This window comes from Streptomyces sp. NPDC033131 (assembly GCF_055578365.1).
In genome coordinates, this window is record NZ_JBVIPA010000001.1 from 550,294 (window position 1) to 574,710 (window position 24,417).

Genomic DNA, 24,417 nt, shown 5'->3' on the forward strand with positions numbered 1-24,417 from the left:
CGCATGACCTCCAAGAAGGAGACCACCAAATGATCACCTCCCGACCCGACGCCTCGGCCCCGGGAGCCGCCCGATGAGAGTTCTGCTGATCGGAGCCAACGGCTACCTCGGCCGCTTCGTCGCCGACCGCCTGCTCGCGGACCCGGCCGTCCAGCTCACCGCCCTCGGTCGCGGCGACGACGCCGACGTCCGTTTCGACCTCGCGTCCGGCAGCCCCGGCGCGCTCACCCGCTTCCTCGACGCGGTCCACCCCGGCGTCGTCGTCAACTGCGCCGGCGCCACCCGGGGCGGCGCCCGCGAACTCACCCGCCACAACACCGTCGCCGTGGCCACCGTCTGCGAGGCCCTGCGCCGCAGCGGCTGCGGCGCCCGGCTCGTGCAGATCGGCTGCGGCGCCGAGTACGGCCCCAGCCAGCCCGGCTCCTCCACCGCGGAGGACGCCGTCCCCCGCCCCGGAGGCCCGTACGGCGTCAGCAAACTCGCCGCCACCGAACTCGTCCTCGGCTCCGGCCTGGACGCGGTGGTTTTGCGCGTCTTCTCACCGGCAGGCCCCGGCACCCCCGCCGGCTCCCCGCTCGGCCGCCTCGCCGAGGCAATGCGCCGGGCCATGCAGTCCGGCGACGGCGAGCTCAAACTCGGCGGCCTCGGCGCCCAGCGCGATTTCGTCGACGTCCGAGACGTGGCCCGTGCCGTACACGCGGCCTCGCTCTCCGCCGCGCAGGGCGTCATCAACATCGGCTCGGGCCGCGCCGTCCGTCTGCGCGACGCCGCCGCGGTCCTCGCCCGCGTGGCCGGGTACGGCGGCGCCCTCCACGAACTCGACGGGCCGCCCGGCCCGTTGCGGGCGACCATCGGCCACCCCCGCATGGAGTCGGACCACGCGGCCCCGGTCGCGTACCCGTACCCCGACGGCTGCGGCAGCTGGCAGCAGGCCGATGTGCGCACCGCACGCGACCGGCTCGGCTGGCGTCCCCGGATCGGACTCGAGGAGTCCCTCGCCGACATCTGGATGGAGGCGGCATGCCGCATCTGACCCGCGCCAAACCGGGCACGGCGAGCACCGGCCTCCGTACCGGCGTAGGCATCCCCGGTTTCGCCCACCCCCTCGTCGCCGCGGCCGAGTGGGCCGAACTCACCCGCCCCGGCACCCCCCTGCACTGGGTCGTGCTCAACGTCTCGGACGGCCCCGGCAGCCGTCCCGACCCGCACTGCCTGGAGGCGGCCGGCCGGCTGCGCAACGCGGGTATCCGTGTCCTCGGCAGCCTCGACACCACGTACGGCGCCCGCGCCTTCGGCGAGGTGATCTCCGAGGCGCACCGCTACCTCGACTGGTACCAGGCGGACGGCTTCCTCCTGGACCGCTGCCCGACCGACCGCGCCGCGCTCCCCGAGATCCGCCGCACGGTCTCGACGCTCCGCGCGCTGCGTGACGACGCCCATATCGTCCTCGGCCACGGCATCCACCCGTATCCCGGTTTCGCCGAGAGCGCGGACCAACTCGTCACGTTCGCCGGCCCCTGGAGCGACTACCGCTGGTCGCAGGTGGCGGAGTGGACCGCCGACCACCCGCCCGAGCGCTTCTGCCACTTGGTCCACGGAGTGCCGCGCCCCCACCTTGAGGAGGCGTTGCGCATCGCCCGCTGGCAGGGCGCGTCGACGATCTACTTCACCGACCGCACGGACCGCGGCGGCCGCACCGACCCCTGGGAGGCCATGCCCGGCTACTGGGACGAATTCGTCTCGCGGATCGGAACGGGTGTCTCGGAATGAAAAAGGACATGGCACTGTTACGGGGAGAGCAACCGTAATGATTGACCGACCAACGGAGTCCCCGTGTCGCTGCCACCCCTGGTCGAGCCCGCTGCCGAGCTCACCGTAGACGAGGTCCGCAGGTACTCCCGCCACCTGATCATCCCCGACGTCGGGATGGACGGGCAGAAGCGGCTGAAGAACGCCAAGGTGCTCTGTGTGGGCGCCGGCGGCCTGGGCTCGCCGGCGCTGATGTACCTGGCCGCCGCGGGCGTGGGCACGCTCGGCATCGTGGAGTTCGACGAGGTCGACGAGTCGAATCTGCAGCGCCAGATCATCCACAGCCAGGCCGACATCGGCCGCTCCAAGGCAGCGTCCGCGCGCGACTCCGTCCTCGGCATTAACCCGTACGTGAACGTGGTCCTTCACGAGGAGCGGCTCGAGGCCGACAACGTGATGGACATCTTCAGCCAGTACGACCTGATCGTCGACGGCACGGACAACTTCGCGACCCGCTACCTGGTCAACGACGCGTGCGTGCTGCTCAACAAGCCGTACGTGTGGGGTTCGATCTACCGCTTCGACGGCCAGGCCTCCGTCTTCTGGTCCGAGCACGGTCCCTGCTACCGCTGCCTCTACCCGGAGCCCCCGCCGCCGGGCATGGTCCCCTCCTGCGCCGAGGGCGGCGTCCTGGGCGTGCTGTGCGCGTCCATCGGCTCCATCCAGGTCAACGAGGCCATCAAGCTCCTCGCGGGCATCGGCGAGCCGCTCCTCGGCCGCCTGATGATCTACGACGCCCTGGAGATGCAGTACCGCCAGGTCAAGGTCCGCAAGGACCCGAACTGCGCGGTCTGCGGCGAGAACCCGACCGTCACCGAGCTCATCGACTACGAGGCCTTCTGCGGCGTCGTCTCCGAGGAGGCCCAGGAGGCGGCCGCCGGCTCGACGATCACTCCGAAGCAGCTCAAGGAGTGGATCGACGACGGCGAGAACATCGAGATCATCGACGTCCGTGAGATCAACGAGTACGAGATCGTCTCGATCCCGGGCGCCAAGCTGATCCCGAAGAACGAGTTCCTCATGGGCACCGCCCTGGAGACCCTCCCGCAGGACAAGAAGATCGTCCTGCACTGCAAGACGGGTGTCCGCAGTGCGGAAGTCCTCGCGGTCCTGAAGTCGGCGGGCTTCTCCGACGCCGTGCACGTCGGCGGCGGCGTGATCGGCTGGGTCAACCAGATCGAGCCGAGCAAGCCGATCTACTGACCCGGTATCCCGGCCTGAACGGCGGGGGCCTCGCGCACCGACGGTGCCCGGGGCCCCCGCCGTCGTCATGAGCAGATCCTGCCGTCCCTCGGCACCGTCCCGGCCAGCAAGTACGCGTTCACCGCGGAGTCCACACAGTCGCTCCCGCTCCCGTACGCACCGTGCCCCTCGCCCTTCCAGGTGAGCACCACACCGACGTCCTTGCCCAGCTCGTCCGCCATCTTGCGGGCGCCCTCGTACGGGGTGGCCGGGTCGCCGGTGTTGCCGACCACCAGGATCGGCGCCGCACCGGGTGCGCTCACCTCCGGCGTCTCGTGCTGGCCGGCGACCGGCCAGTCGTGGCACCAGCCGGCCGTGTCCCAGCCCAGGAACGTTCCGAAGACCGGCGAGATCTTCTCGAACTGCGGCAGCAGCTTCTTGGTCTCCGCGGCTGTCGGCCGCTGCTTGTCGTCCAAGCACGATATGACCCGTTGCGAATGGGTCGTGGTGCCGTAGCGGCCCGAGGGGTCGCGCTCGTTGTAGCCGTCGGCGAGCGCCAGGAGCTCCGATCCGTCTCCCTGCTCCGCCGCCTCCAGGGCGCTGGTCAGCGTCGGCCAGCTGTCCTGGCTGTACAGCGGCAGGATGATGCCGGTGACGGCGAGCGTCTGCGTCAGCTTCCGCCCGGACGATGTCGACAGCGGTTTCGCGTCGATCTCCTTGAGCAGGTTCGCGATCTTCTGGCTGCCCTGCTTCGGGTCCTGGCCGGTGGACTTCAGGTAGCCGTCCAGCGCGCGCTGGAAGCCCCGGGCCTGGTTCTGCGCGTGGCCCACGGTGTCCGCGCTCGGGTCGACGACCGCGTCCAGGACCAGTCGGCCCACGTTCTTCGGGAACAGGTGGGCGTACACACCGCCGAGTTCGGTGCCGTACGAGATGCCGAAGTAGTGCGTCTTCTTGTCGCCCAGGACCTGGCGCATCAGGTCCATGTCGCGGGCGGTGTCGGTGGTGGAGACGTGCGCCAACATCTTTCCGGCGTCCTTCGCGCAGCCCTTGCCGAAGTCGGCGGCGTCCTGGAAGTAGGCACGTTCCTCGGCGGTGGTGTCCGGTGAGATGTCCACCGACTCGGCGGCCTGGATCTCCTTGTCGTCGCGGCAGCGGACGCCCCCGCTGGCGCCGACCCCGCGCGGGTCCCAGCTGACCAGGTCGTACCGCTCGCGAAGCGAGGAGACGGTGGCGGCATACGCCGGCATCGTGGACACACCGGAGCCGCCGGGGCCGCCGAAGTTGAACAGGAGCGAGCCGATGCGGTCGTCGCCCCGGGCCTTGGTGCGGATGAGTGCGAGGCGGATCGTCTCGCCGTCCGGCTTCGACCAGTCCAGCGGCGCCTTGAGCGTCGCGCACTGCCAGTCGCTGCCCGGCGCGGAGGAGTCCGCGGTGGCCTTGCAGCGCCCCCAGTCGAGCTTCTGGGAGGTCAGTGCCGAGGTCGGACCGGCGCCGGCCGTCCCGGACGACTGCGCCGACGGCTGCGCCCGCCCGGTCTTCCCACCGCTCTTGTCGTCACCGGACGAGCCGCCGCTGCAGCCCGTCACCAGGAGTGCGGCGGCGGTCCCCACCGCCGCCCACCGTACGAAACGCGTCATTGCAGGTTCCCCCCTCGCAGGCCCACCGCCCCGTGCTGCGGATGGCTGTTCGGCCATAGTAGGCGGATCGCAGCACGGTCGCTGCGGCCTGTGGATAACGTTCTGACCTGCGAGTTCGCCCGGGATTCGGGTGCGGTGTCAGGAGCAGGTCAGGAGCAGGTCAGGAGCAGACGGTTCCGGCCGCGGGAACCTTCCCGTCCAGCAGATAGCCGTCCACGGCGTCCCGCACGCACTTGTTCCTGCTGTCGTACGCCCCGTGCCCCTGGCCCTTGTACGTCAGCTCGACTCCGACTCCCGCGCCGAGCGCGTCCGCCATCTTCTTCGCGCCTTCGTACGGTGTTGCCGGGTCGCCGGTGTTGCCCACGACGAGGATCGGCGCGGAGCCGGGCGCGCTCACGTCGGGATGGTCGGCGGCGCCCGGCACGGCCCAGTCGGTGCAGCCGACCATGCCCCAGGCCAGGAAGTCGCCGAACAGGGCGGAGGCGGCCCGGAACTCGGGCAGCTTCCGCTCCACGTGGTCGGCGGTGTACCGCGCCTTGTCGTCGGCGCAGTTGATGGCGGTGTTGGCGGCGGTGATGTTGCTGTACTCGCCGTCCTGGTTGCGGCCGTTCATCGAGTCGGACAGTGCCATCAGGATCTGCCCGTTCCCGTCGTACGCCTGCTCAAGGCCTTCCGTGAGGTACTCCCAGAATTCCCGCGAGTACAGTGCCTGCGCGATGCCGCCGGTCGCGGCGGTCTGGGTCAGCTCGCGCGGGAAGATGCCGGGAATCGGCTTGCTGTCGAGGTCCTTGAGCAGCTTGGCGATGCGGCCCTTGACGTCCTGAGCGGTGTCGCCGACCGGGCAGTCCTCGGCCTGTGAGGTGCAGTCCTCGGCGTAGTTGTCGAGGGCGAGCTGGAATCCCCTGGCCTGCCCGAGCGAGCCCTGTTCGGCGGTCTGCGTCGGGTCCACGACCGCGTCGAAGACCGCACGGCCGACGTTCTTCGGGAACAGGTGGGCGTACACACCGCCGAGTTCGGTGCCGTACGAGATGCCGAAGTAGTGCAGCTTGCGGTCGCCGAGGATGTGACGCATCAGGTCCAGGTCGCGAGCGGCGTCGGTGGTGCGGACATGCGGCAGCACCTTCTCGGAGTTCGTCTCGCAGGCCTCGTTGAACTCCCTGGTGTTGTCCAGGAACGTGGCGCGCTCGGCCGTGTCGTCGGGGGTCGCGTCCTGCTGGAAGAGGACGTCGAGCTGGAGGTCGGTCTCGCACTCCACGGGGGCGCTGCGGCCGACCCCGCGCGGATCGAAGCTGACCAGGTCGTAGCGGGTGCGCAGTTTCGCGTACTCCTCGCCGAGGGCGGGCAGCGTGGTGACGCCGGAGCCGCCCGGGCCGCCGAAGTTGAAGACCAGCGAGCCGATGCGCGCGCTCTCGGCGCCACTCGCCTTCGCCCGGATGAGCGCCAGCTTGATCGTGTCGCCCTTGGGCTTGTCCCAGTCCAGGGGTGCCTTCATGGTGGCGCACTGCCACCTGTCGCCGTCCGCAAGAGGTGACGGAGCGTCACCGCCGCCCTCCGCCGCGGACGGTGCCGGACAGTCCTTCCACTTCAGCTTCTGGGCCGACACGTCCTCGTCCTGGGAGTCGTTGCCGCAGCCCGCCAGCACGGTGGACAGCACAAGAGCTGCGGCGGTCAGGGCAGCGGCGCGCAGCCGGCAAGGGTTCGGCATGATCCCATCCTGCGGGCGCGCCGGAGGGGGCGCGCGGGACGCGGGCCGTACGAGGTACGCCGTCGAGACCGCCGTACCGGAGGGTGGACTACAGCGCGCCCTTGCGCGTGAGGTGGTTGAAGACGAGCCAGCCCGGCAGCACCGGCAGCCACAGTGTCAGCAGGCGGAACAGCAGCACCGCCGGGGCGGCGACCTCCTTGGGAAGGCCGACGGCGATCAGACCGACCGTCAGGGTCGCCTCCACCGCGCCCACACCGCCGGGCGTGGGGGCCGCGGAGCCCAGCGCGTTGCCGGCGAGGAAGACGACGGCGACGCTGGCGATGCTGATCGAGGTCCCCTCGGTGCCGAACGCCCGGATCGACGCGTCCAGGCACATCACGAAGCAGGCCGTCAGGAGCAGCATCCCGCCGATGCCGGTCACCAGCTTCTGGGGCCGCTGAAGCACGTCGAGCATGCGCGGCACCACGCCCGCGAACAGCGACCGCACGCGCGTGACGACGAACTTCCGCAGGAACGGCACCGAGGTCACCACGAGCACGAGCACCGCCACCGTCAGCAGACCCGCGATGACCGTCCGGGACGGCGACAGCGACGGCGTCTTCTCGGTACCGGTCAGATAGCCGAAGGACAGCAGCATCAGGATGTGGCAGCCGAGCCCGAACAGCTGCGACGCTCCGACGCTCGCCACCGCGAGTCCGGGGCGTACACCGGCGCGTTGCAGGAAGCGCGTGTTGAGGGCGACGCCGCCCACGGCGGCCGGAGCGACGATCTTCACGAACGATCCGGCGACCTGGGCCGCCACGGTCCGCACGAACGGCACCCGCTCGGGCACGAAGCCCAGCAGGGCCATCGCCGCCGCCACGTAGCTCAGCGCGGAGAAGGCCACGGCGGCGGCGACCCAACCCCACTCGGCGTTCTCGATGAGCGGGCCGAACTCGATGTGCGTGAGCTGCGTCAGCAGGAAGTAGGCACCGATCGCGCCGGCGATGACGCTCAGCAGTGTGCGCGGCCGCACCCGCTCCAGGCGGGCCGGCTCCACCGGGGCCTGGGGCCGGATCAGCAGCACCTCGTGGCGGATCTGCGTGAGCAGGTCCTCCTCGCGCGCTTCGTCGAGGGCATCGTCGATGGCCCGCTTCTCGGCCCTGGCCTCCGCCTTCACCGCCTTCTTGGCAAGCTTTTCGAGTACGGGCCCGGCCTCGTGCGGCGCCTCCTCCAGGCGGGCCTGCTTGTCCTGCCGGGACGCCTCCAGGACCGCCTCCCGCTCGCGCTCGGCCCGCTCCCGGGCGAGTCTGCGCAGCGTCGCGCGCGTGGACCGGCTCAGGGCGATGGGCTGCAGCATCGGCAGACAGTCGGCCACGGCATCGGGGCCGAGCACACCGACCGCCGCGGTCACGGCACGCTCGGCGCCCACCCTGAGGCCGAGCGTGACCAGCAGCTGGGAGATGTCCATGCGCAGGAGCAGGTCGCCGGCCGCGATCTCGCCGACGCGCAGGTCCGTGAGGATCACCGTGCCGGAACGATCCACCAGAATCGCGTCGCCCACGAGCCTGCGATGCGCGATGCGCCGGGACTGCAGCGCCCGCACCTGGTGCCAGGTGTCGCGCAGCAACTCGTCGGTGATCTCCTCGTCGGAGAGGGAGTCCAGGGTGCGCCCGCCGGTGTGCTCGTAGACGAGCATCACCGCGTCGGGACCCAGTTCGGAGGTCGCGATCAGCTTGGGCGCGTTGGCGCCGGCCGCGATGGCGGCGTACGCGAGCAGTGCCTCCTGCTCCAGAGCCTGCCGCAGTGACTGGAGGCTGCTGCGGGTGGCGAAGCCGCGCAGCGTGAGGTTGCGCCAGGCGCGGTAGAAGAAGCCCTGGGCCTGTTGCTCCCGGTCGACCACCGTGACGTCCAGCGGTGGACCGTCCTCCAGGGCGACGAAGTAGCGCCGGCCGCGGTCTCCGGTCTCCGGAGTGTCCGGCACCTCCTCGCGGGACGCGCTCACCGGGTGGAAGCCGACGTGCCTGAGGCCCGCCATCAGTGTCCGTCCGGTGGGGCGGACGTTGGGCGAGCCGACCGCGTAGAGCGTGCCGTAGGCGACGGTCCAGCCGATGAGCACCGTCAGGATGATCGAGAAGGGTGTCGTGTAGCCGGTGACGAGCATCGAGAACGCGTCGAGCATCAGCACGATCCACAGCACGGCCCGCCAGCGCGGTCGGCGCGACATGCCGACGGCCGTCATATAGGCGATGACGGGCGCCAGATAGCCGTGTACGGGATCGGTGAGGGCGTGGATGTCGCCGGGGGAGGGCTGGGTGAGCGCGTCCTGGATGGAGTCGGGGGCGGCCTTGGCGACCCACAGATCGGTGGCGAGGGTCACCCCGTGCGCGAGGACGGCCGCGAGGACGCCGTCGGCGATGCGCAGCCCGTCGCGTTTGATCAGCCGCTCGATCGCGAACGCGACCGGCACCAGGAGGATCGCGATGCTGGAGGCCAGCCCCGCGATCTTGATCAGCAGGTCCGGTGCCTGACCGGTGCCCTTGTTGATGTCCTGTTCGAGACCCGAGGTGGTGCCGTGGGCGAACGCGGCGATCCCGATCAGAACGACCACGGCCAGCACGCCGACCATGAGCCGCATGAGGTCGGAAGGCCGGTGCACGCGCGCGGGGAGCAGCGGTTCGTCACCTTCGACCTCGTCGGCGTGCACCTCGTCGGGGTCGTCGGCGTCAGGTCCGGACCGGGTCGCGGGTGCCTCCTTGTCGGCGCTCACCTCGCCCTTCTCGTCTGTCGTCCCGTTCTGGTCGGCGGTGCCCGGGCGCGACGATGCGGCAGGGGTGCTTTCCGCGTCCTCGGGATGCACACCCTGCTCTTTCATCGTCTCTTCTTGGTCTCGTATCACCTGTCACCGCCCGCACGATGGTGGCATGCCCCACCGACACACAGCGGCGCCAGGGTGCACATGCGGGGGCGCACAGTCTGCCGGAAGCGCTGTCTCAGGGCGAGGGACGCCCGCCGTCGCGAGCGCGTCGCATTGTCGGTGGGGTGGGGCAGGATGGATCGGATGAGTGAGGAGAGCCTTCCGGACGACGCCCGCGCGGAGCATGCGGACGCGCTGCCGGAGTACGCCGAGCGGGTCCTCGACGTGGCCGAACGCATTCCGCCCGGTCGCGTCATGACGTACGGGGACGTGGCGGAGTGGCTGGAGGAGGGCGGGCCCCGGCAGGTAGGACGCGTCATGGCCCTCTACGGAGGAGCCGTTCCGTGGTGGAGGGTCGTCCGCGCGGACGGTGTCCTGCTCCCGGCCCACGAACTGAGGGCGCTCGGCCACTATCGCGCGGAGGGCACGCCCCTCAAGGAGGCGAGCAGGACCGCCGAGGGTCACCTGCCGCGGCTCGACATGAGACGGGCGCGGTGGGACGGCGGCGAACGCGCGGAGGGTCACACCTGACAGCTTCCGCCATCGGACGCCCCCACGGGCGGCCTGAGGTCCGTACGGGCGAAATGGGGCGCGTCCGTGACATGCCGGGGGAAACAGGGCATGTCCGTGGCATGGCGTACGTTCGTGGGGCGAGGGACGCAGGTGTCGTGAGTGTCCTGAGGGAAGAAGAGGAAGCCCTGCTTCCGCGTCTTCCCTGGGCGTAGCGTCGGCTGCGCGCGTCCCTCTCATCCCGCGATCACCGTTCTCCCCGCGCGGAGGTCGTCCCACCCGTCACCGACCACCACCCCCGAACGACGGCGCTTCGCGCCCGCAGCGACAGATGGCACACCCACCAGGACCGGCGAACCACGTGAGCTCCTTCTCCTCCACCAAGCGCCTGTCGCACCCGCAGGGGCGACAGGGAAACCGTGGCGCTTACCGACTGGTGCGTACCCCGCCGGTCCGCGTGGATCCCCCTCGTCTGGACGCCGCACAGCGCGCCGTGGTTGACCACACGACCGGCCCGCTGCTCGTTCTCGCAGGTCCGGGCACCGGAAAGACCACCACGCTCGTCGAGTCGGTGGCAGCGAGGATCGCCCGGGGCGGTGAACCCGCGCGCGTGCTCGTGCTGACGTTCAGCCGCAAGGCGGCCGTCGAACTGCGCGACCGCATGGCGCTGCGCATAGGGGCGGCCCGCGCCCCTATGGCGACCACCTTCCACTCGTTCTGCTACGCCCTGGTCCGCGCCCACCAGGACACCGACCTGTTCGTGGAACCCCTCAGGCTGCTGTCCGGCCCCGAGCAGGACGTCGCCGTCCGTGAACTGCTCGCGGGCCAGCCCGGCCTGGAACGGCTCGGCCTCGCGCACGTGCGCTGGCCGGACGAGCTTCGTGCCTGTCTGACCACCCGCGGCTTCGCCGACGAGGTCCGCGCGGTCCTCGCCCGCAGCCGCGAACTGGGCCTCGGCCCCGGCGCCCTGGACGCCTTCGCCCGACGTATCGGCCGCCCCGACTGGCGCGCGGCGGCCGCCTTCCTCGCCGAGTACCTCGACGTGCTCGACCTGCAGGGCGTGCTCGACTACGCCGAACTGGTCCACCGCGCGGTCCTCCTCGCCCGCCGCCCCGAGGTCGCCCGGCGACTCGCCGCCCAGTACGACGCCGTCTTCGTGGACGAGTACCAGGACACCGACCCGGCGCAGGTACGGCTGCTGCACGCGCTCGCCGGCGGCGGCCGTACCCTCGTCGCCTTCGGCGACCCCGACCAGTCGATCTACGCGTTCCGCGGCGCGGACGTGAACGGCATCCTGGACTTCCCCCGGACCTTCCCGCGCGCGGACGGCCACCCCGCGCCCGTGGAGGTCCTGCGCACCTCCCGCCGCTCCGGCGCGGGCCTGCTCGCCGCGACCCGGCTGCTGACCCAGCGCATGCCGCTGACCCGCCTTCCGGCCGACAAGGTGCGCGCCCACCGCGAGCTCGCCCCGGTCCGGGACGGGGGCCGCGTCGAGGTGTACACGTACCCGACGCCCGGCACCGAGCTGGACAACATCGCCGACATCCTGCGCAGGGCGCACTTGGAGGACGGCGTTCCGTGGGGCGAGATGGCCGTCCTGGTGCGCGCAGGATCCCGCACCATCCCGACGGTCCGGCGCGCGCTCACCGCGGCCGGCGTCCCCCTGGACATCGACGGCGACGACCTCCCGCTGCGGCACGAGCCCGCGGTGGCACCGCTGCTGACGGCGCTGCGGGCGGTGGCCGCGGCTGAGGCTGCGGAGGCTATGGAGCAGGCCGAAGCAGCGGTGGCTGCGGAGCAGGCCCAAGGAGCGGTGGCTGCGGAGCAGGCCGAAGTGCAGGCCGATGAGCAGCCTGAAGGAGCGCGGCCCACCGAGCAGCCCGAAGAAGCGGCGACCAGGAAACCCCCGGAAGAGGGGGATCCCTCTGACGTACGGGAGCCGGACACCTGCTGGCTCGACACCGAAACCGCCCTCACCCTCCTCGCCTCCCCCCTCGCGAGCATGGACGCCGCCGACCTGCGCCGCCTCGGCCGTGCCCTGCGCGACGAGGAGCGGGCCGCGGGCAACCCCCTGCCGCCGCCCTCGGACGAGCTGCTCGCCCGGGCGCTGGCCGAGCCGGAGCGCCTGGCCGTGCACGATCCCAGCTATGCGCGCGGTGCCCAGCGGCTCGGCGCGCTGCTCAGGAAGGCCCGCGAGCGTCTCGCGGGCGGCGGTACGGCCGAGGAGGCGCTGTGGGACCTCTGGGAAGGCACGCCGTGGCCCACGCGCCTGGAGCGGGCCGCCCGGCGCGGCGGCGCGGCCGGTCGCAACGCGGACCGCGACCTGGACGCCGTGTGCGCGCTGTTCGCGACCGCGGCCCGCGCCGAGGAGCGCACCGGCGGCCGGGGCACCCTGAACTTCCTGGAGGAGATCGACGCGGAGGACATCGCCGCCGACACGCTCACCCGGCGTGCCGTTCGCCCCGACGCCGTCCGCCTGATGACCGCACATCGTTCCAAGGGGCTGGAGTGGCGGCTCGTCGTCGTCGCGGGCGTCCAGGAAGGGCTGTGGCCGGACCTGCGCCGCCGTGGTTCCCTCCTGGAGGCCGACCGCATCGGCCGCGACGGCCTCGCCGAACCGCTCACTCCGGGAGCGCTGCTCGCCGAGGAGCGCCGTCTGTTCTACGTGGCGGCCACACGCGCGCGTGAACGCCTGGTCGTCACCGCGGTGAAGGCGCCCGCGGACGACGGCGACCAGCCCTCCCGCTTCCTGACCGAACTCGGCGTCGAACCGCGAGACGTCACGGGCCGCCCCCGCCGCCCCCTGTCGGTCGCCGCGCTCGTCGCCGAACTCCGCGCCACCACCGTCGATCCGCGCGTCTCGGACACCCTCAGGGAGGCCGCCGCCCGGCGCCTCGCCCGGCTGGCCGCACTCGCCGACGAGGACGGCCGCCCGCTGGTGCCTTCCGCCCATCCCTACCGCTGGTGGGGCATGTTCGAGCCGACCGAGAGCAAGGTGCCGCTCCGCGACCGGGACCAGCCCGTCGTGCTCTCCGGCAGCGCCCTCGACCAGCTCGCCAACACCTGCGCCCTGCAGTGGTTCCTGGGCCGCGAGGTGAAGGCCGACGCGCCCGCGACGGTCGCCCAGGGCTTCGGCAACGTGGTGCACGTCCTCGCCGACGAGGTCGCCTCCGGGCACACCCCGGCCGACCTCGCCGTCCTCATGGAGCGCCTGGACTCGGTGTGGAACGCGCTCGCCTTCGACGCGCCGTGGAAGTCGGCGCAGGAGAAGGACAACGCGCGCGTGGCGCTCGAACGCTTCCTGAAGTGGCACGTCATGGACCGCACCGGGCGTACGCCGGTCGCCAGCGAGCACGACTTCGACGTCACCCTGGACGCGGGCGAGGTCGAGGTGCGCATCCGCGGCCAGATGGACCGAGTGGAGACCGACGGCGAGGGCCGCGCCTACGTCGTCGACTTCAAGACCGGCAAACAGGCGCCCACCACGGCCGAGGTGGAGCGCCACCCCCAGCTCGCCGTCTACCAGCTCGCCGTCCGCGAGGGCGCTGTCGACGAGGCCTTCGACGGAGTGCGCCCCGAGCCGGGCGGCGCCGAACTCGTCCAGTTGCGCCAGGGCGCGCCCAAGCGGGACGGCGGCGAGACCCTGCCCAAGGTGCAGGCCCAGGAGCCGCTGGAAGGGGAGTGGGTCGGCGACCTGCTCGCCACGGCCGCCGGCAAGGTCCTCGACGAGCGGTTCACGCCGAGTGCGGGCCAGCACTGCACGCACTGCGCGTTCCGGGCGTCGTGCAGCGCGCAACCCGAGGGACGGCACGTGATCGAGTGACGGACGTGACCCTCCGCACTCCGTGTGATCGACCGCACCACACGTGCTGACCTGCTCTTCTCCCGGCCCCGAGGGCGATGTGGTCTCCGCTGTCAGTGGCCGCCGCTAGCCTCTCCGACATGCCCGCCCGTATCACCGATCCCGATCAGCTCAAGGAGCTCCTCGGTATCCCCTTCACCCCGGAGCAGACGGCCTGCATCACCGCGCCGCCCGCGCCGCAGGTGATCGTGGCCGGAGCCGGATCGGGCAAGACGACGGTGATGGCGGCCCGCGTGGTGTGGCTGGTCGGCACCGGCCAGGTCGCCCCCGAACAGGTGCTCGGCCTCACCTTCACCAACAAGGCCGCCGGTGAACTCGCCGAACGTGTCCGCAAGGCCTTGATCAAGGCCGGCGTCACCGACCCCGACGTCATCGACCCGGACTACCCCCCGGGCGAGCCGGTGATCTCCACGTACCACGCCTTCGCGGGCCGTCTCCTGACCGACCACGGCCTGCGGATCGGCCTCGAACCCACCTCCCGGCTGCTCGCCGACGCCACCCGCTTCCAACTGGCCGCGCGGGTGCTGCGCGAGGCCCGTGGCCCCTACCCGGCGCTGACCCGCTCCTTCGCCGACCTGGTCAGCGACCTCCTCGCGCTCGATGCCGAGCTCGCCGAACACCTCGTACGACCCGAGGACCTGCGCGCGTACGACGCCGATCTGCTGCGTGCTCTCCAGGGCGCCAAGCTCACCAACGAGGCCTTGCGCAAGGTGCCCGAGACGGCCGCCGCCCGCCGCGAACTCGCCGACCTCGTCGTCCGCTACCGCGCCGCCAAACGCGAACGCGACCTGCTGGACTTCGGCGACCAGATCGCCCTGTCCGCCCAGCTCGCCCAGGTCCCCGAGGTGGGGCGCGTCTTGCGCGACGAGTTCCGGGTGGTGCTCCTGGACGAGTACCAGGACACCTCCGTGGCTCAGCGCATCCTCCTGGCGGGCCTGTTCGGCGCCGGCACCGGCCACCCGGTCACCGCGGTCGGCGACCCCTGCCAGGCGATCTACGGCTGGCGCGGCGCCTCCGTCGCCAACCTAGACGACTTCCCCGAGCACTTCGCCGACGCCGACGGCCGCCTCGCCACCCGCCAGTCGCTCAGCGAGAACCGCCGCAGCGGCGGCCGCCTCCTCGACCTCGCCAACGGCCTCGCCGAGCCCCTGCGCGCCATGCACGCGGGCGTGGAGGCCCTGCGCCCGGCCCCCGGCGCCGAACGCGACGGCATGGTCCGCTGCGCCCTCCTGCCGACCCACGGCGACGAGATCGACTGGCTCGCCGACTCCATCGCGCACCTGGTGAACACGGGCAAGGCGCCCGGCGAGATCGCCGTCCTGTGCCGCACCGCCACCGACTTCGCCGAGATCCAGGGCGCGCTCGTCGCCCGGGACGTCCCCGTCGAGGTCGTCGGCCTCTCCGGCCTGCTCCATCTGCCCGAGATCGCCGACCTGGTCGCCGTCTGCGAGGTCCTTCAGGACCCCGGCGCCAACGCCTCTCTGGTGCGTCTGCTGACCGGCCCGCGCTGGCGTATCGGCCCGCGCGACCTCGCCCTCTTGGGACGGCGCGCCCGGCTGCTCGTGTCCCACGCGCGCGTGGACGGCGACGACGACCCCGACCGCAGGCTCGCGGAGGCGGTCGAGGGGGTCGACCCGTCCGAGGTGATATCGCTCGCGGACGCCCTCGACACGTTCCTGGAGACGCCGCTCGACGGTGACGGGGACGACGACGGGCTGCCCTTCTCACCGGACGCACGCGTGCGGTTCGCGCGCCTGGCCACCGAACTGCGCGACCTGCGCCGCTCCCTGTCCGACCCGCTGATGGACGTCCTGCACCGCGTCCTTGCCGTCACCGGCCTGGAGGTGGAACTGTCCGCGTCCCCGCACGCCCTGGCCGCCCGCCGCCGAGAGACCCTGTCCAACTTCCTGGACGTCGCCGCCTCCTTCGCCGCCGGCGACAACGAGGCCAGCCTGCTCGCCTTCCTCGCCTTCCTGCGCACCGCCGCCCAGTACGAGAAGGGCCTCGACAACGCCCTTCCCGGCGGGGAGAACACCGTCAAGGTGCTCACCGCGCACAAGTCCAAGGGCCTGGAATGGGACGTGGTGGCCGTCCCCGGACTGGTCACCGGCACCTTCCCCAGCACCCAGGGCCGCGAGAAGTGGACCGCCCAGGGCAAGGTGCTGCCGCACCGACTGCGTGGCGACACCGACACCCTCCCCGACGTCACCTCCTGGGACTCCCGCGGCCTGAAGGCCTTCCACGAGGACATGAAGGAGCACCAGCACACCGAGGAACTCCGCCTCGGCTACGTCACCTTCACCCGACCCCGCTCCCTCCTCCTCGGCTCCGGCCACTGGTGGGGACCCACCCAGAAGAAGCCCCGCGGCCCGTCCGACTTCCTGCAGGCCCTGTACGACCACTGCGCGGCCGGACACGGCGAGATCGAGGCGTGGGCGGACGAGCCCGCCGAGGACGAGCAGAACCCGGCCCTGCACCGGGAGACCGCCGACCAGGTGTGGCCCCTGCCCCTGGACGAGACGTCCATGGCCCGGCGCCGAGCGGCCGCCGAGACGGTCCTGTCCCACCTGGAACACCTCGCCTCCCACGAGGACGGCCACCCCGCGGCCACCCATGACCCTGACACCTTCGACGACCCGGACTGGCCCGTGCCGCCGGACGACGACACGGTTGTCGCGGATGACCTCTCCGAGGGGGACCTCGATGACCTCTACGAAGGGGACCCCTATGAAGGGGACCCCCACGAGGACGACCCCTTCGTCGCGGAGGACTCGGCCGACTGGGACTCCTGGAGCCCGGACCGCCCGACCGTCCCGCACCAGGCCGTGCGACCGGACGCCACCGAGCACCCCCGTACGGAACCCGCGCGCCCCCACCCCACGCAGCCCGGGCGTGCTCCTCTCACCCTGGAGGAGGCCCGCACCATCGCCTCCTGGGACCGTGACCTGGACGCCCTCAGCGGCGAACTCCTGCGCGCCCGCGCGAGCGTCACCGACGTCCCCCTGCCCGCGTCGCTGACCGCCTCCCAGCTGATGCGCCTGGCCGCCGACCCGGACGGCCTCGCACAGGAACTGGCCCGCCCCATGCCTCGCCCGCCCCAGCCCGCAGCACGCCGTGGCACCCGTTTCCACGCCTGGGTCGAGTCCCGCTTCGAGGCACTGACGCTGCCCATGCTGGAGCCGGAGGAACTGCCCGGCAGCGAGGCCGAGATCGCCGACGAACGCGACCTGGAAGCCCTCAAGGAAGCCTTCGAGCGCACCGACTACGCCCAGCGAACGCCCCACCGCGTCGAGACCCCCTTCCAGCTCGCGATCGCCGGCCGCGTGGTCCGGGGCCGCATCGACGCCGTCTACAAGGAAGGCGACGGTCCGGCTGCGACGTACGAGATCGTCGACTGGAAGACCAGCCGCACCCGTACCGCCGACCCGCTCCAGCTCGCCGTCTACCGGCTTGCCTGGGCCGAGCAGCAGGGCGTACCCCTGGAGTCGGTCACGGCGACCTTCCTCTACGTGCGCAGCGGCGAGGTCGTTCGACCAAACGACCTGCCGGGCCGGGCCGCGCTGGAGCGGCTGCTCCTCGAGGAGCCGGGAGGTGAGGAACCGCACGACGAGGATGTCGGTGCGGGCGGATAGGCTCGTGACCATGAGCCAGCCCGTTGACAGTGCCGTCAGCGCCGTCCGTACGTACATCGAGCAGCACCGTGCCGCCTTCCTCGACGACCTCGCCGAGTGGTTGCGCATCCCGTCCGTGTCGGCCCAGCCCGGCCACGCGACCGATGTACGCCGCAGCGCCGACTGGCTCGCCGCCAAGCTCCGGCAGACCGGCTTCCCGGTCACCGAGGTCTGGGAGACCCCGGGTGCGCCCGCCGTCTTCGCCGAGTGGCCCTGCGACGATCCCGAGGCGCCCACGGTTCTCGTCTACGGCCATCACGACGTACAGCCCGCCGCCCGCGAGGACGGCTGGGACAGCGAGCCTTTCGAGCCCGTCGTCCGTGACAACCGCCTCTACGCGCGCGGGGCGGCCGACGACAAGGGCCAGGTGTTCTTCCACACACTCGGCGTCCGCGCCCACCTCGCCACGACCGGCCGCACCGCCCCGGCCGTGCACCTCAAGCTGCTGATCGAAGGCGAGGAGGAGTCCGGCTCCCCGCACTTCCGGGCGCTGGTCCAGGAGCACGCGCAAAGGCTCGGCGCCGACGCGGTGATCGTCTCCGACACCGGCATGTGGTCCGAGGACACCCCCACCGTGTGCACCGGCATGCGCGGCCTCGCCGAGTGCGAGATCCGGCTGTACGGCCCCGACCAGGACATCCACTCCGGCTCCTTCGGCGGCGCCGTCCCCAACCCGGCCACGGCCGCCGCCCGCCTCGTCGCCGCCCTGCACGACGAGCACGCGCGCGTGACGGTCCCCGGCTTCTACGACGGCATTGTCGAACTCACCGACCGTGAGCGCGCACTCTTCGCCGAGCTGCCCTTCGACGAGTCGAGGTGGCTGCGCACGGCCAAGTCGTACGCCACCCACGGCGAGGCCGGGCACACGACCCTGGAGCGCATCTGGGCCCGTCCCACCGCCGAGGTCAACGGCATCGGCGGCGGCTACCAAGGCCCCGGCAGCAAGACGATCGTCCCCGCCTCCGCCATGGTGAAGCTGTCCTTCCGACTGGTCGCGGGCCAGGACCCCGACCACATCGAGAAGGCCGTCCGCGAGTGGGCCGCCGAGCAGGTTCCCGCGGGGATCCGGCAGGAGATCACCTTCACCGGTGCCACGCGCCCGTGCCTCACGCCTCTGGACCACCCGGCCCTGCAGTCCGTCGTCCGCGCCATGGGCCGCGCCTTCGACAAGCCCGTCCGCTTCACCAGGGAAGGCGGTTCGGGACCGGCCGCCGACCTCCAGGAAGTCCTCGGCGCCCCCGTGCTCTTCCTCGGCATCTCCGTCCCGTCCGACGGCTGGCACGCCCCGAACGAGAAGGTCGAGCTGGACCTCCTCCTCAAGGGCGTCGAGACCGCCGCGTATCTGTGGAGCGACCTCGCGGAGCACTGGCGCCATGCGCCCTGACGGTCCCGCGCCGCCCGGACCGGCGCGGCACACGGGGCACACTGGAACAACCGTCCCGTACCGCCACGCCCTGCCGGACCCGGTCGCCTCCCGCCGTACGTCCCGCTGAACCGCCCACGAAACACCCTTTCCACCGGGGGAGTTGGAAGCACTCGTGACCACCTGGACCGACCAGACCGCCGACCGCCCCGTCTCGCTCACCGCCCCGAGCGGCATCGACCGGGCCGCCCACCACCGGCTCGACGAGGCCTGGCTCGCGGCGGCCTGGAGCCACCCCACCACCCGCTGCTTCGTGGTCTCCGGCGGCCAGGTCCTCATCGACGAGACGGCCGACGGGCGTACCGAACTCGTCATGACCCCGTCCTTCGAAGCACCCCTCACCGAGGCACACCGCTATTTCCTCGGCATCGACGAGGACGGCGTGCGCTACTTCGCCCTCCAGAAGGACGCGTTTCCCGGCCGCATCGACCAGTCCGCGCGCGCCGCGGGGCTGCGCGAGGCGGGTCTGCTCCTGTCGCCCCGCGAGGCCGGGCTGATGGTGCACGCGGTCGGCCTGGAGAACTGGCAGCGCACACACCGCTTCTGCTCCCGCTGTGGCGAGCGCACGATCATCGCGGCGGCCGGTCACATCCGCCGCTGCCAGGCCTGCGGCGCCGAGCACTACCCGCGCACCGACCCCGCCGTGATCATGGCCGTCACGGACGAGGACGACCGCATCCTGCTGGGCCGTCAGGTCCACTGGCCGGAAGGCCGCTTCTCGACGCTCGCCGGCTTCGTCGAACCCGGCGAGTCCATCGAGCAGTCGGTGCGCCGCGAGGTCTTCGAAGAGGCCGGCATCAGCATCGGCCGCGTCGAGTACGTCGCCAGCCAGCCCTGGCCCTTCCCGTCCAGCCTCATGCTGGGCTTCATGGCCCGCGCCACCTCTACCGACATCAACGTCGACGGCGACGAGATCCACGAGGCCCGCTGGTTCTCCCGCGACGAACTGCGCGCCGCCTTCGATTCCGGCGAGGTGCTCCCGCCCTACGGAATCTCCATCGCGGCCCGCCTGATCGAGCTCTGGTACGGCAAGCCGCTGCCGATGAGGAGTTTCGTCTGAGGCGCGGGACATGCCGGACCCGTACTGGAACCACAACGTCCACTATCACCCGGTCGTGCTCGCCGCCGTGCCGGACGGCTGCGGCGCGGCCCTCGACGTCGGCTGCGGCGACGGACTGCTCGCGCGCAAGCTCGCGGCCAGGGCCCAGACCGTCACCGGCGTGGACCGCTCGCGGGAGATGATCCGGCTCGCGCGCGAGAGCGCGCGGGAGTACGGCGACGTGACGTTCCTCGAAGGGGACTACCTGGACGACCCGCGCCTGCCCGAGGAGACCTACGGCTTCCTGAGCGCGGTCGCCGTCGTCCACCACGCGGAGTTCGAGCACGCGGTGCGACGACTGGTACGGCTCCTGGCCCCCGGCGGGCGGCTGGTGATCGTAGGCCTGGCGCGCGACCGGGCACCGCTCGACCGGGTGATCGGCTCCCTGGGTGTGCCGCTGAACCTGGTCCACCGGCTCTTCCGGGGCGAGGGCGGCCCGGCAGGCATGCCCATGGAGGACTCGATGATGTCCTGGAGCGAGGTCCGGCAGGCCGCGCGCCGCGTGCTTCCCGGATCGCGCTTCCGGCGCAGGCTGCTGTGGCGCTACACGCTGGTGTGGGACAAACCACAAGACGGCGGCCCCTGAAACAACGTCAGGGACCGCCTGCCGACCGCTAGGTCCGTGCGGCCGTTACGCGCCGATCTTCTGCTTGACCTGAGCCAGCGAAGGGTTCGTGAGCGTCGACCCGTCCGGGAAGAGCACGGTCGGCACCGTCTGGTTTCCGCCATTCGCCTTCTCGACGAACGCGGCGGAATCCGGGTCCTGCTCGATGTTGATCTCGTTGTACGCGATGCCCTCGCGGTCCATCTGGCTCTTGAGCCGGCGGCAGTAGCCGCACCACGTGGTGCTGTACATCGTCACAGTGCCCGGCATGTCTCTCGTGCTCCTTCGGCGGTCGGGGATGTGCGCTCGCAGTGGGGAAACGTACGTGAAAGGGCCACCATTCCCAGCGGCCGGGTTCGCCGGACGTGACGCCTGCCGCATTAGTACGACTACGAGTGCCTGCCTGTGGACAACCGGCTCACCCGTCTCGGCCGACCTGGCAGCATGGCCGTGTGACAGCAGCAACGCACTCCCCGCCCTTCCCGCAGACACCGGGCTCTGCCGACGCGGTGCTCGAAGGGCTCGACCCCGAGCAGCGCGAGGTGGCCACCGCCCTCCACGGCCCGGTGTGCGTGCTGGCCGGCGCCGGCACGGGCAAGACGCGGGCGATCACCCACCGCATCGCCTACGGGGTGCGGGCCGGGATCCTCCAGCCCTCCAGTGTGCTGGCCGTCACGTTCACCAACCGTGCCGCAGGCGAGATGCGTGGCCGGCTGCGCCAGCTCGGCGCCGCCGGCGTCCAGGCCCGCACCTTCCACTCGGCCGCCCTGCGCCAACTCCAGTACTTCTGGCCGAAAGCCGTCGGTGGCTCCATGCCCCGGCTGGTCGACCGCAAGATCCAACTCGTCGCCGACGCTGCCGCCGCCTGCCGCATCCGCCTCGACCGCGGCGAGCTGCGGGACGTCACCGGCGAGATCGAGTGGTCCAAGGTCACCCAGACCGTCCCCGCCGACTACGCGCCCGCGGCCGCCAAGTCCGGCCGCGAGTCCCCCCGCGCCCCGGCGGAGATCGCCCAGATCTACTCCGCCTACGAAGACCTCAAGCGGGCCCGCGGGGTCATCGACTTCGAGGACGTCCTACTGCTGACCGTCGCAGTCCTCCAGGACCGGCACGACATCGCCGAGCAGGTCCGCTCCCAGTACCAGCACTTCGTGGTCGACGAGTACCAGGACGTCAGCCCGCTCCAGCAGCGCCTGCTGGAGCTGTGGCTCGGCGAGCGGGAGAACCTGTGCGTCGTCGGCGACGCCAGCCAGACGATCTATTCGTTCACGGGAGCAACTCCCGACCACCTGCTCGATTTCCGCACCCGCCACCCCGGCGCCACCGTCGTCAAGCTGGTCCGCGACTACCGCTCCACTCCGCAGGTGGTCCACCTCGCCAACGGCCTGCTCGCCCAAGCCCGGGGCCGTGCCGCCGACCACCGGCTGGAGCTGGTCTCCCAGCGTGCTGCCGGACCCGAGCCCGTCTACACCGAGTACACCGACGAGCCCGCCGAGGCCGAGGGCGCCGCCCGCCGCATCCGCGAGCTCATCGACGCAGGCAGCCGGGCCAGCGAGATCGCCATCCTGTTCCGCACGAACTCCCAGTCCGAGACCTACGAACAGGCCCTCGCCGACGCCGGAGTGCCCTACCAGGTGCGCGGTGCCGAGCGGTTCTTCGACCGCCCCGAAGTGCGCAAGGCGGGAGTCGCGCTGCGCGGCGCGGCCCGCTTCGGCGGCAACGACTCCCTTCTCGACGACGCCGTCGACCTGCCCTCCCAGGTGCGGGCCGTGCTGTCGGGCGAGGGCTGGACCACCCAGCCCCCGGCCGGCTCCGGGGCCGTCCGAGAACGCTGGGAGTCGCTGGCCGCCCTGGTGAACCTCGCGCATGACTTCGCCGTCTCCAGAGCCGGCGCCACCCTGAGCGACCTGGTGGCCGAGCTCGACGAACGGGCCGCCGCTCAGCACGCCCCGACCGTCGAGGGCGTCACGCTCGCCTCCCTCCACTCGGCCAAGGGACTGGAGTGGGACGTCGTCTTCCTGGTCGGTGTGGCCGAGGGCATGATGCCGATCACCTACGCAAAGACCGACGAGCAGATCGAGGAGGAACGCCGCCTCCTCTATGTCGGCGTCACCCGCGCCAGAGAGCGCCTGCACGTCTCCTGGGCCCTGTCCCGTGCGCCTGGTGGCCGTCCGAGCCGCAGGCCCAGCCGCTTCCTCGACGGCCTGCGCCCGGGCTCGGCGGGCGCCGCCGGGCGGAGTGCCGCGGTCGGCTCCGGGGGAGTCGAGCGCGGCTTCACCACCACCGGCAGGGCCGGCGCCGTCCCGCGGCGCACCCAGCGCACCCCGGCGCGCTGCCGGGTGTGCGGGCGCACGCTCACGGATGCCGGTGAGATGAAGCTGATGCGCTGCGAGGACTGCCCGTCGGACATGGACGAGGGGCTTTACGAGCGGTTGCGCGAGTGGCGTGCGGTCCAGGCGCAGCGCAGCGGGCAGCCCGCCTTCTGCGTCTTCACGGACAAAACACTGATCGCGATCGCCGAGGCCGTCCCTGACGACGACGGGGAGCTGGCGCGGATCCCCGGGGTCGGGGCGCGCAAGCTCAACCGCTACGGAGCCGATGTTCTGGCGATCTGCGCAGGCCAGGACCTCGGGGGAGAAGAAGTTGAAGGCTGACGCGAACTCGTCGAGAAAATAGTTTGCGCATGCCCCAGCAATCCCCATAGGTTCGTAGCCACGAGGACGGAGGCCTTCTCGGAGGCCCCGCTTTCGTGCTGTACTTGCATATCCGTCGGACTGGTTCACCCCGGTCCCTCCAGACGCCGAGAGGAGGCGATTCCAGTGATCAGCATCAACTTCAGCTCCATCAGCACCGCCAAAGTGACCGATCGCTCGGTCGTCTCCACGTGCATCCTCGGCGCCTCGAACCCGGGCACCGGTCTGTCCGGCATCCGTGCCGTCCGTCCGGTCTCCTCCGTGTCTCTCGCGGCCCTTCCTGTCCGGGAGCGCAATGAGCGACCGACCAAGGCACTGGAAGCAGTAAAGGCACAGGCGCATGTCTATGCCTTTGCGCCCGCCGGTGCCGGAAGCCGGAAGCAGACGACACAGCACCACCTGATGTGGGCCTTCCGTGGGCCAGAACCCTGGAGTGATCCAGCCTGATCGTCGATCAGGCCGGCGCCTTCAGGGCCGCGGAACCCCATCCGGGATCCGCGGCCCTTCTGTTTGTCCCCGAACGGGGACGACGGAGCGAAGGGGCCTCGGGACAAGAAAAGAACCCGGTACCAGCCGCCACTCGGCCCAACAGGGCCGAAACGACAGACGAGGAAGACGAACCGTGCAACTCGAAGCGCACGCCCCGTCCGTACCGCCTTCCGAAACGATCCCCCCGCCCGGCCTCACGGAGGACTCCCCCTTGATCCCGCTCACTGCGCTCACCGCGCTCGACGACGCCATCGAGAACCTCGGCGTACCCGTCCCCTGCCGTTCGTACGACCCGGAGGTCTTCTTCGCGGAGTCCCCGGCGGACGTCGAGTACGCCAAGTCCCTGTGCCGCACCTGCCCGCTGGTCGAGGCCTGCCTCGCCGGTGCCAAGGAGCGGCGTGAGCCCTGGGGCGTCTGGGGCGGCGAGCTGTTCGTCCAGGGTGTCGTCGTTGCCCGGAAGCGGCCTCGTGGCCGCCCGCGCAAGAACCCGGTCACGGCATGAACACCCCGGGAACCATCGACCGTCCTTTCACGCACGACCCCAAGAAGCAGGCCCCGATGAAGCCGTCCACGTACGAACCCGCAGGCACCGCGCCTGAAGACTTCACCACCAGTGGTGCGATCGACTCGCGCCAGAACAGGACCCGAGAGATGCAACTCATCCCAGAAGCCCTCGCTCGCGCGCATATGCACGAGCGACTGCATGAGGCCGAGCAGGAACGCCGGGCCGTGCGCCTGGCGACCGCTCGCCGGATGCAGCGCCGGGCGGAGCGCGCCTCGCTGCGTGCTCGCCGTGCGCTCGCCCTGGCCGTCATGCAGTAATCCCGAACACACCTG

At 71.5% G+C, this 24,417-nt stretch carries 17 protein-coding genes; 13 read left to right on the plus strand and 4 right to left on the minus strand.

Annotation, left to right across the window (positions count from 1 at the left end; translation table 11 throughout):
- Positions 1–73: 73 nt before the first annotated feature.
- The 3 genes from ACZ5XS_RS02450 (at position 74) to moeZ (ending at position 3,012) form a co-directional block, all read left to right on the plus strand.
- A complete protein-coding gene (locus ACZ5XS_RS02450) occupies positions 74–1,033 on the plus strand; it encodes an NAD-dependent epimerase/dehydratase family protein (RefSeq protein ID WP_217239494.1) in 960 nt (319 codons plus the stop codon).
- Positions 1,021–1,770 carry a spherulation-specific family 4 protein gene (locus ACZ5XS_RS02455; RefSeq protein ID WP_468647347.1) on the plus strand — a complete coding sequence of 250 codons (750 nt, stop codon included), beginning with the start codon at positions 1,021–1,023 and terminating at the stop codon, positions 1,768–1,770. The genes ACZ5XS_RS02450 and ACZ5XS_RS02455 overlap by 13 nt, the downstream gene beginning before the upstream one ends.
- A gap of 63 nt (positions 1,771–1,833) precedes the next feature.
- Positions 1,834–3,012, plus strand: coding sequence for an adenylyltransferase/sulfurtransferase MoeZ (moeZ, locus tag ACZ5XS_RS02460; protein ID WP_468647348.1), 1,179 nt, complete (start codon positions 1,834–1,836; stop codon positions 3,010–3,012).
- A gap of 65 nt (positions 3,013–3,077) precedes the next feature.
- On the opposite strand, the gene ACZ5XS_RS02465 is transcribed toward moeZ, so the two are convergent.
- The 3 genes from ACZ5XS_RS02465 to ACZ5XS_RS02475 all read right to left on the minus strand — a co-directional run bounded on the left by ACZ5XS_RS02465 (position 3,078) and on the right by ACZ5XS_RS02475 (position 9,187).
- Positions 3,078–4,628 (minus strand): alpha/beta hydrolase, encoded by a 1,551-nt coding sequence (locus tag ACZ5XS_RS02465; RefSeq protein WP_468647349.1) that lies wholly within the window; start codon positions 4,626–4,628, stop codon positions 3,078–3,080.
- A 160-nt stretch (positions 4,629–4,788) separates the two neighbouring features.
- Positions 4,789–6,333 carry an alpha/beta hydrolase gene (locus tag ACZ5XS_RS02470; protein WP_468647350.1) on the minus strand — a complete coding sequence of 515 codons (1,545 nt, stop codon included), beginning with the start codon at positions 6,331–6,333 and terminating at the stop codon, positions 4,789–4,791.
- A gap of 88 nt (positions 6,334–6,421) precedes the next feature.
- Complete coding sequence (locus ACZ5XS_RS02475) at positions 6,422–9,187, minus strand: lysylphosphatidylglycerol synthase transmembrane domain-containing protein (protein ID WP_468647351.1); 2,766 nt, start codon at positions 9,185–9,187, stop codon at positions 6,422–6,424.
- Between the two features lie 186 nt (positions 9,188–9,373).
- Between ACZ5XS_RS02475 and ACZ5XS_RS02480 the strand changes: the two genes are divergently transcribed.
- The 6 genes from ACZ5XS_RS02480 to ACZ5XS_RS02505 all read left to right on the plus strand — a co-directional run bounded on the left by ACZ5XS_RS02480 (position 9,374) and on the right by ACZ5XS_RS02505 (position 20,380).
- Positions 9,374–9,760, plus strand: a complete 387-nt coding sequence (locus ACZ5XS_RS02480) for an MGMT family protein (protein ID WP_468647352.1) — start codon at positions 9,374–9,376, stop codon at positions 9,758–9,760.
- Between the two features lie 340 nt (positions 9,761–10,100).
- On the plus strand, positions 10,101–13,562 hold the full coding sequence (locus ACZ5XS_RS02485; protein ID WP_468647353.1) for an ATP-dependent helicase: 3,462 nt from the start codon (positions 10,101–10,103) through the stop codon (positions 13,560–13,562).
- Between the two features lie 119 nt (positions 13,563–13,681).
- A complete protein-coding gene (locus tag ACZ5XS_RS02490; RefSeq protein ID WP_468647354.1) occupies positions 13,682–17,233 on the plus strand; it encodes a UvrD-helicase domain-containing protein in 3,552 nt (1,183 codons plus the stop codon).
- 10 nt (positions 17,234–17,243) lie between these two features.
- Positions 17,244–18,656 (plus strand): dipeptidase, encoded by a 1,413-nt coding sequence (locus ACZ5XS_RS02495; protein ID WP_468647355.1) that lies wholly within the window; start codon positions 17,244–17,246, stop codon positions 18,654–18,656.
- 154 nt (positions 18,657–18,810) lie between these two features.
- Positions 18,811–19,755: an NAD(+) diphosphatase gene (gene nudC, locus ACZ5XS_RS02500; protein WP_468647356.1), complete on the plus strand. Its 945-nt coding sequence runs from the start codon at positions 18,811–18,813 to the stop codon at positions 19,753–19,755.
- 10 nt (positions 19,756–19,765) lie between these two features.
- A complete protein-coding gene (locus ACZ5XS_RS02505; protein WP_468647357.1) occupies positions 19,766–20,380 on the plus strand; it encodes a class I SAM-dependent methyltransferase in 615 nt (204 codons plus the stop codon).
- 45 nt (positions 20,381–20,425) lie between these two features.
- Here the strand turns inward: ACZ5XS_RS02505 and ACZ5XS_RS02510 are convergent, their stop codons facing one another.
- Complete coding sequence (locus ACZ5XS_RS02510) at positions 20,426–20,668, minus strand: mycoredoxin (RefSeq protein WP_115906059.1); 243 nt, start codon at positions 20,666–20,668, stop codon at positions 20,426–20,428.
- A gap of 182 nt (positions 20,669–20,850) precedes the next feature.
- Between ACZ5XS_RS02510 and ACZ5XS_RS02515 the strand changes: the two genes are divergently transcribed.
- The 4 genes from ACZ5XS_RS02515 to ACZ5XS_RS02530 all read left to right on the plus strand — a co-directional run bounded on the left by ACZ5XS_RS02515 (position 20,851) and on the right by ACZ5XS_RS02530 (position 24,402).
- Positions 20,851–23,052: an ATP-dependent DNA helicase UvrD2 gene (locus tag ACZ5XS_RS02515; RefSeq protein ID WP_468647358.1), complete on the plus strand. Its 2,202-nt coding sequence runs from the start codon at positions 20,851–20,853 to the stop codon at positions 23,050–23,052.
- A 165-nt stretch (positions 23,053–23,217) separates the two neighbouring features.
- Positions 23,218–23,538 carry a hypothetical protein gene (locus tag ACZ5XS_RS02520; protein WP_468647359.1) on the plus strand — a complete coding sequence of 107 codons (321 nt, stop codon included), beginning with the start codon at positions 23,218–23,220 and terminating at the stop codon, positions 23,536–23,538.
- Between the two features lie 175 nt (positions 23,539–23,713).
- Positions 23,714–24,082: a WhiB family transcriptional regulator gene (locus ACZ5XS_RS02525; protein ID WP_217239481.1), complete on the plus strand. Its 369-nt coding sequence runs from the start codon at positions 23,714–23,716 to the stop codon at positions 24,080–24,082.
- The gene (locus ACZ5XS_RS02530) at positions 24,079–24,402 is read left to right on the plus strand and encodes a hypothetical protein (protein ID WP_468647360.1); all 324 of its coding nucleotides are present in this window, start codon (positions 24,079–24,081) and stop codon (positions 24,400–24,402) included. Before ACZ5XS_RS02525 ends, ACZ5XS_RS02530 begins: the two co-directional genes overlap by 4 nt.
- Positions 24,403–24,417: the final 15 nt, after the last annotated feature.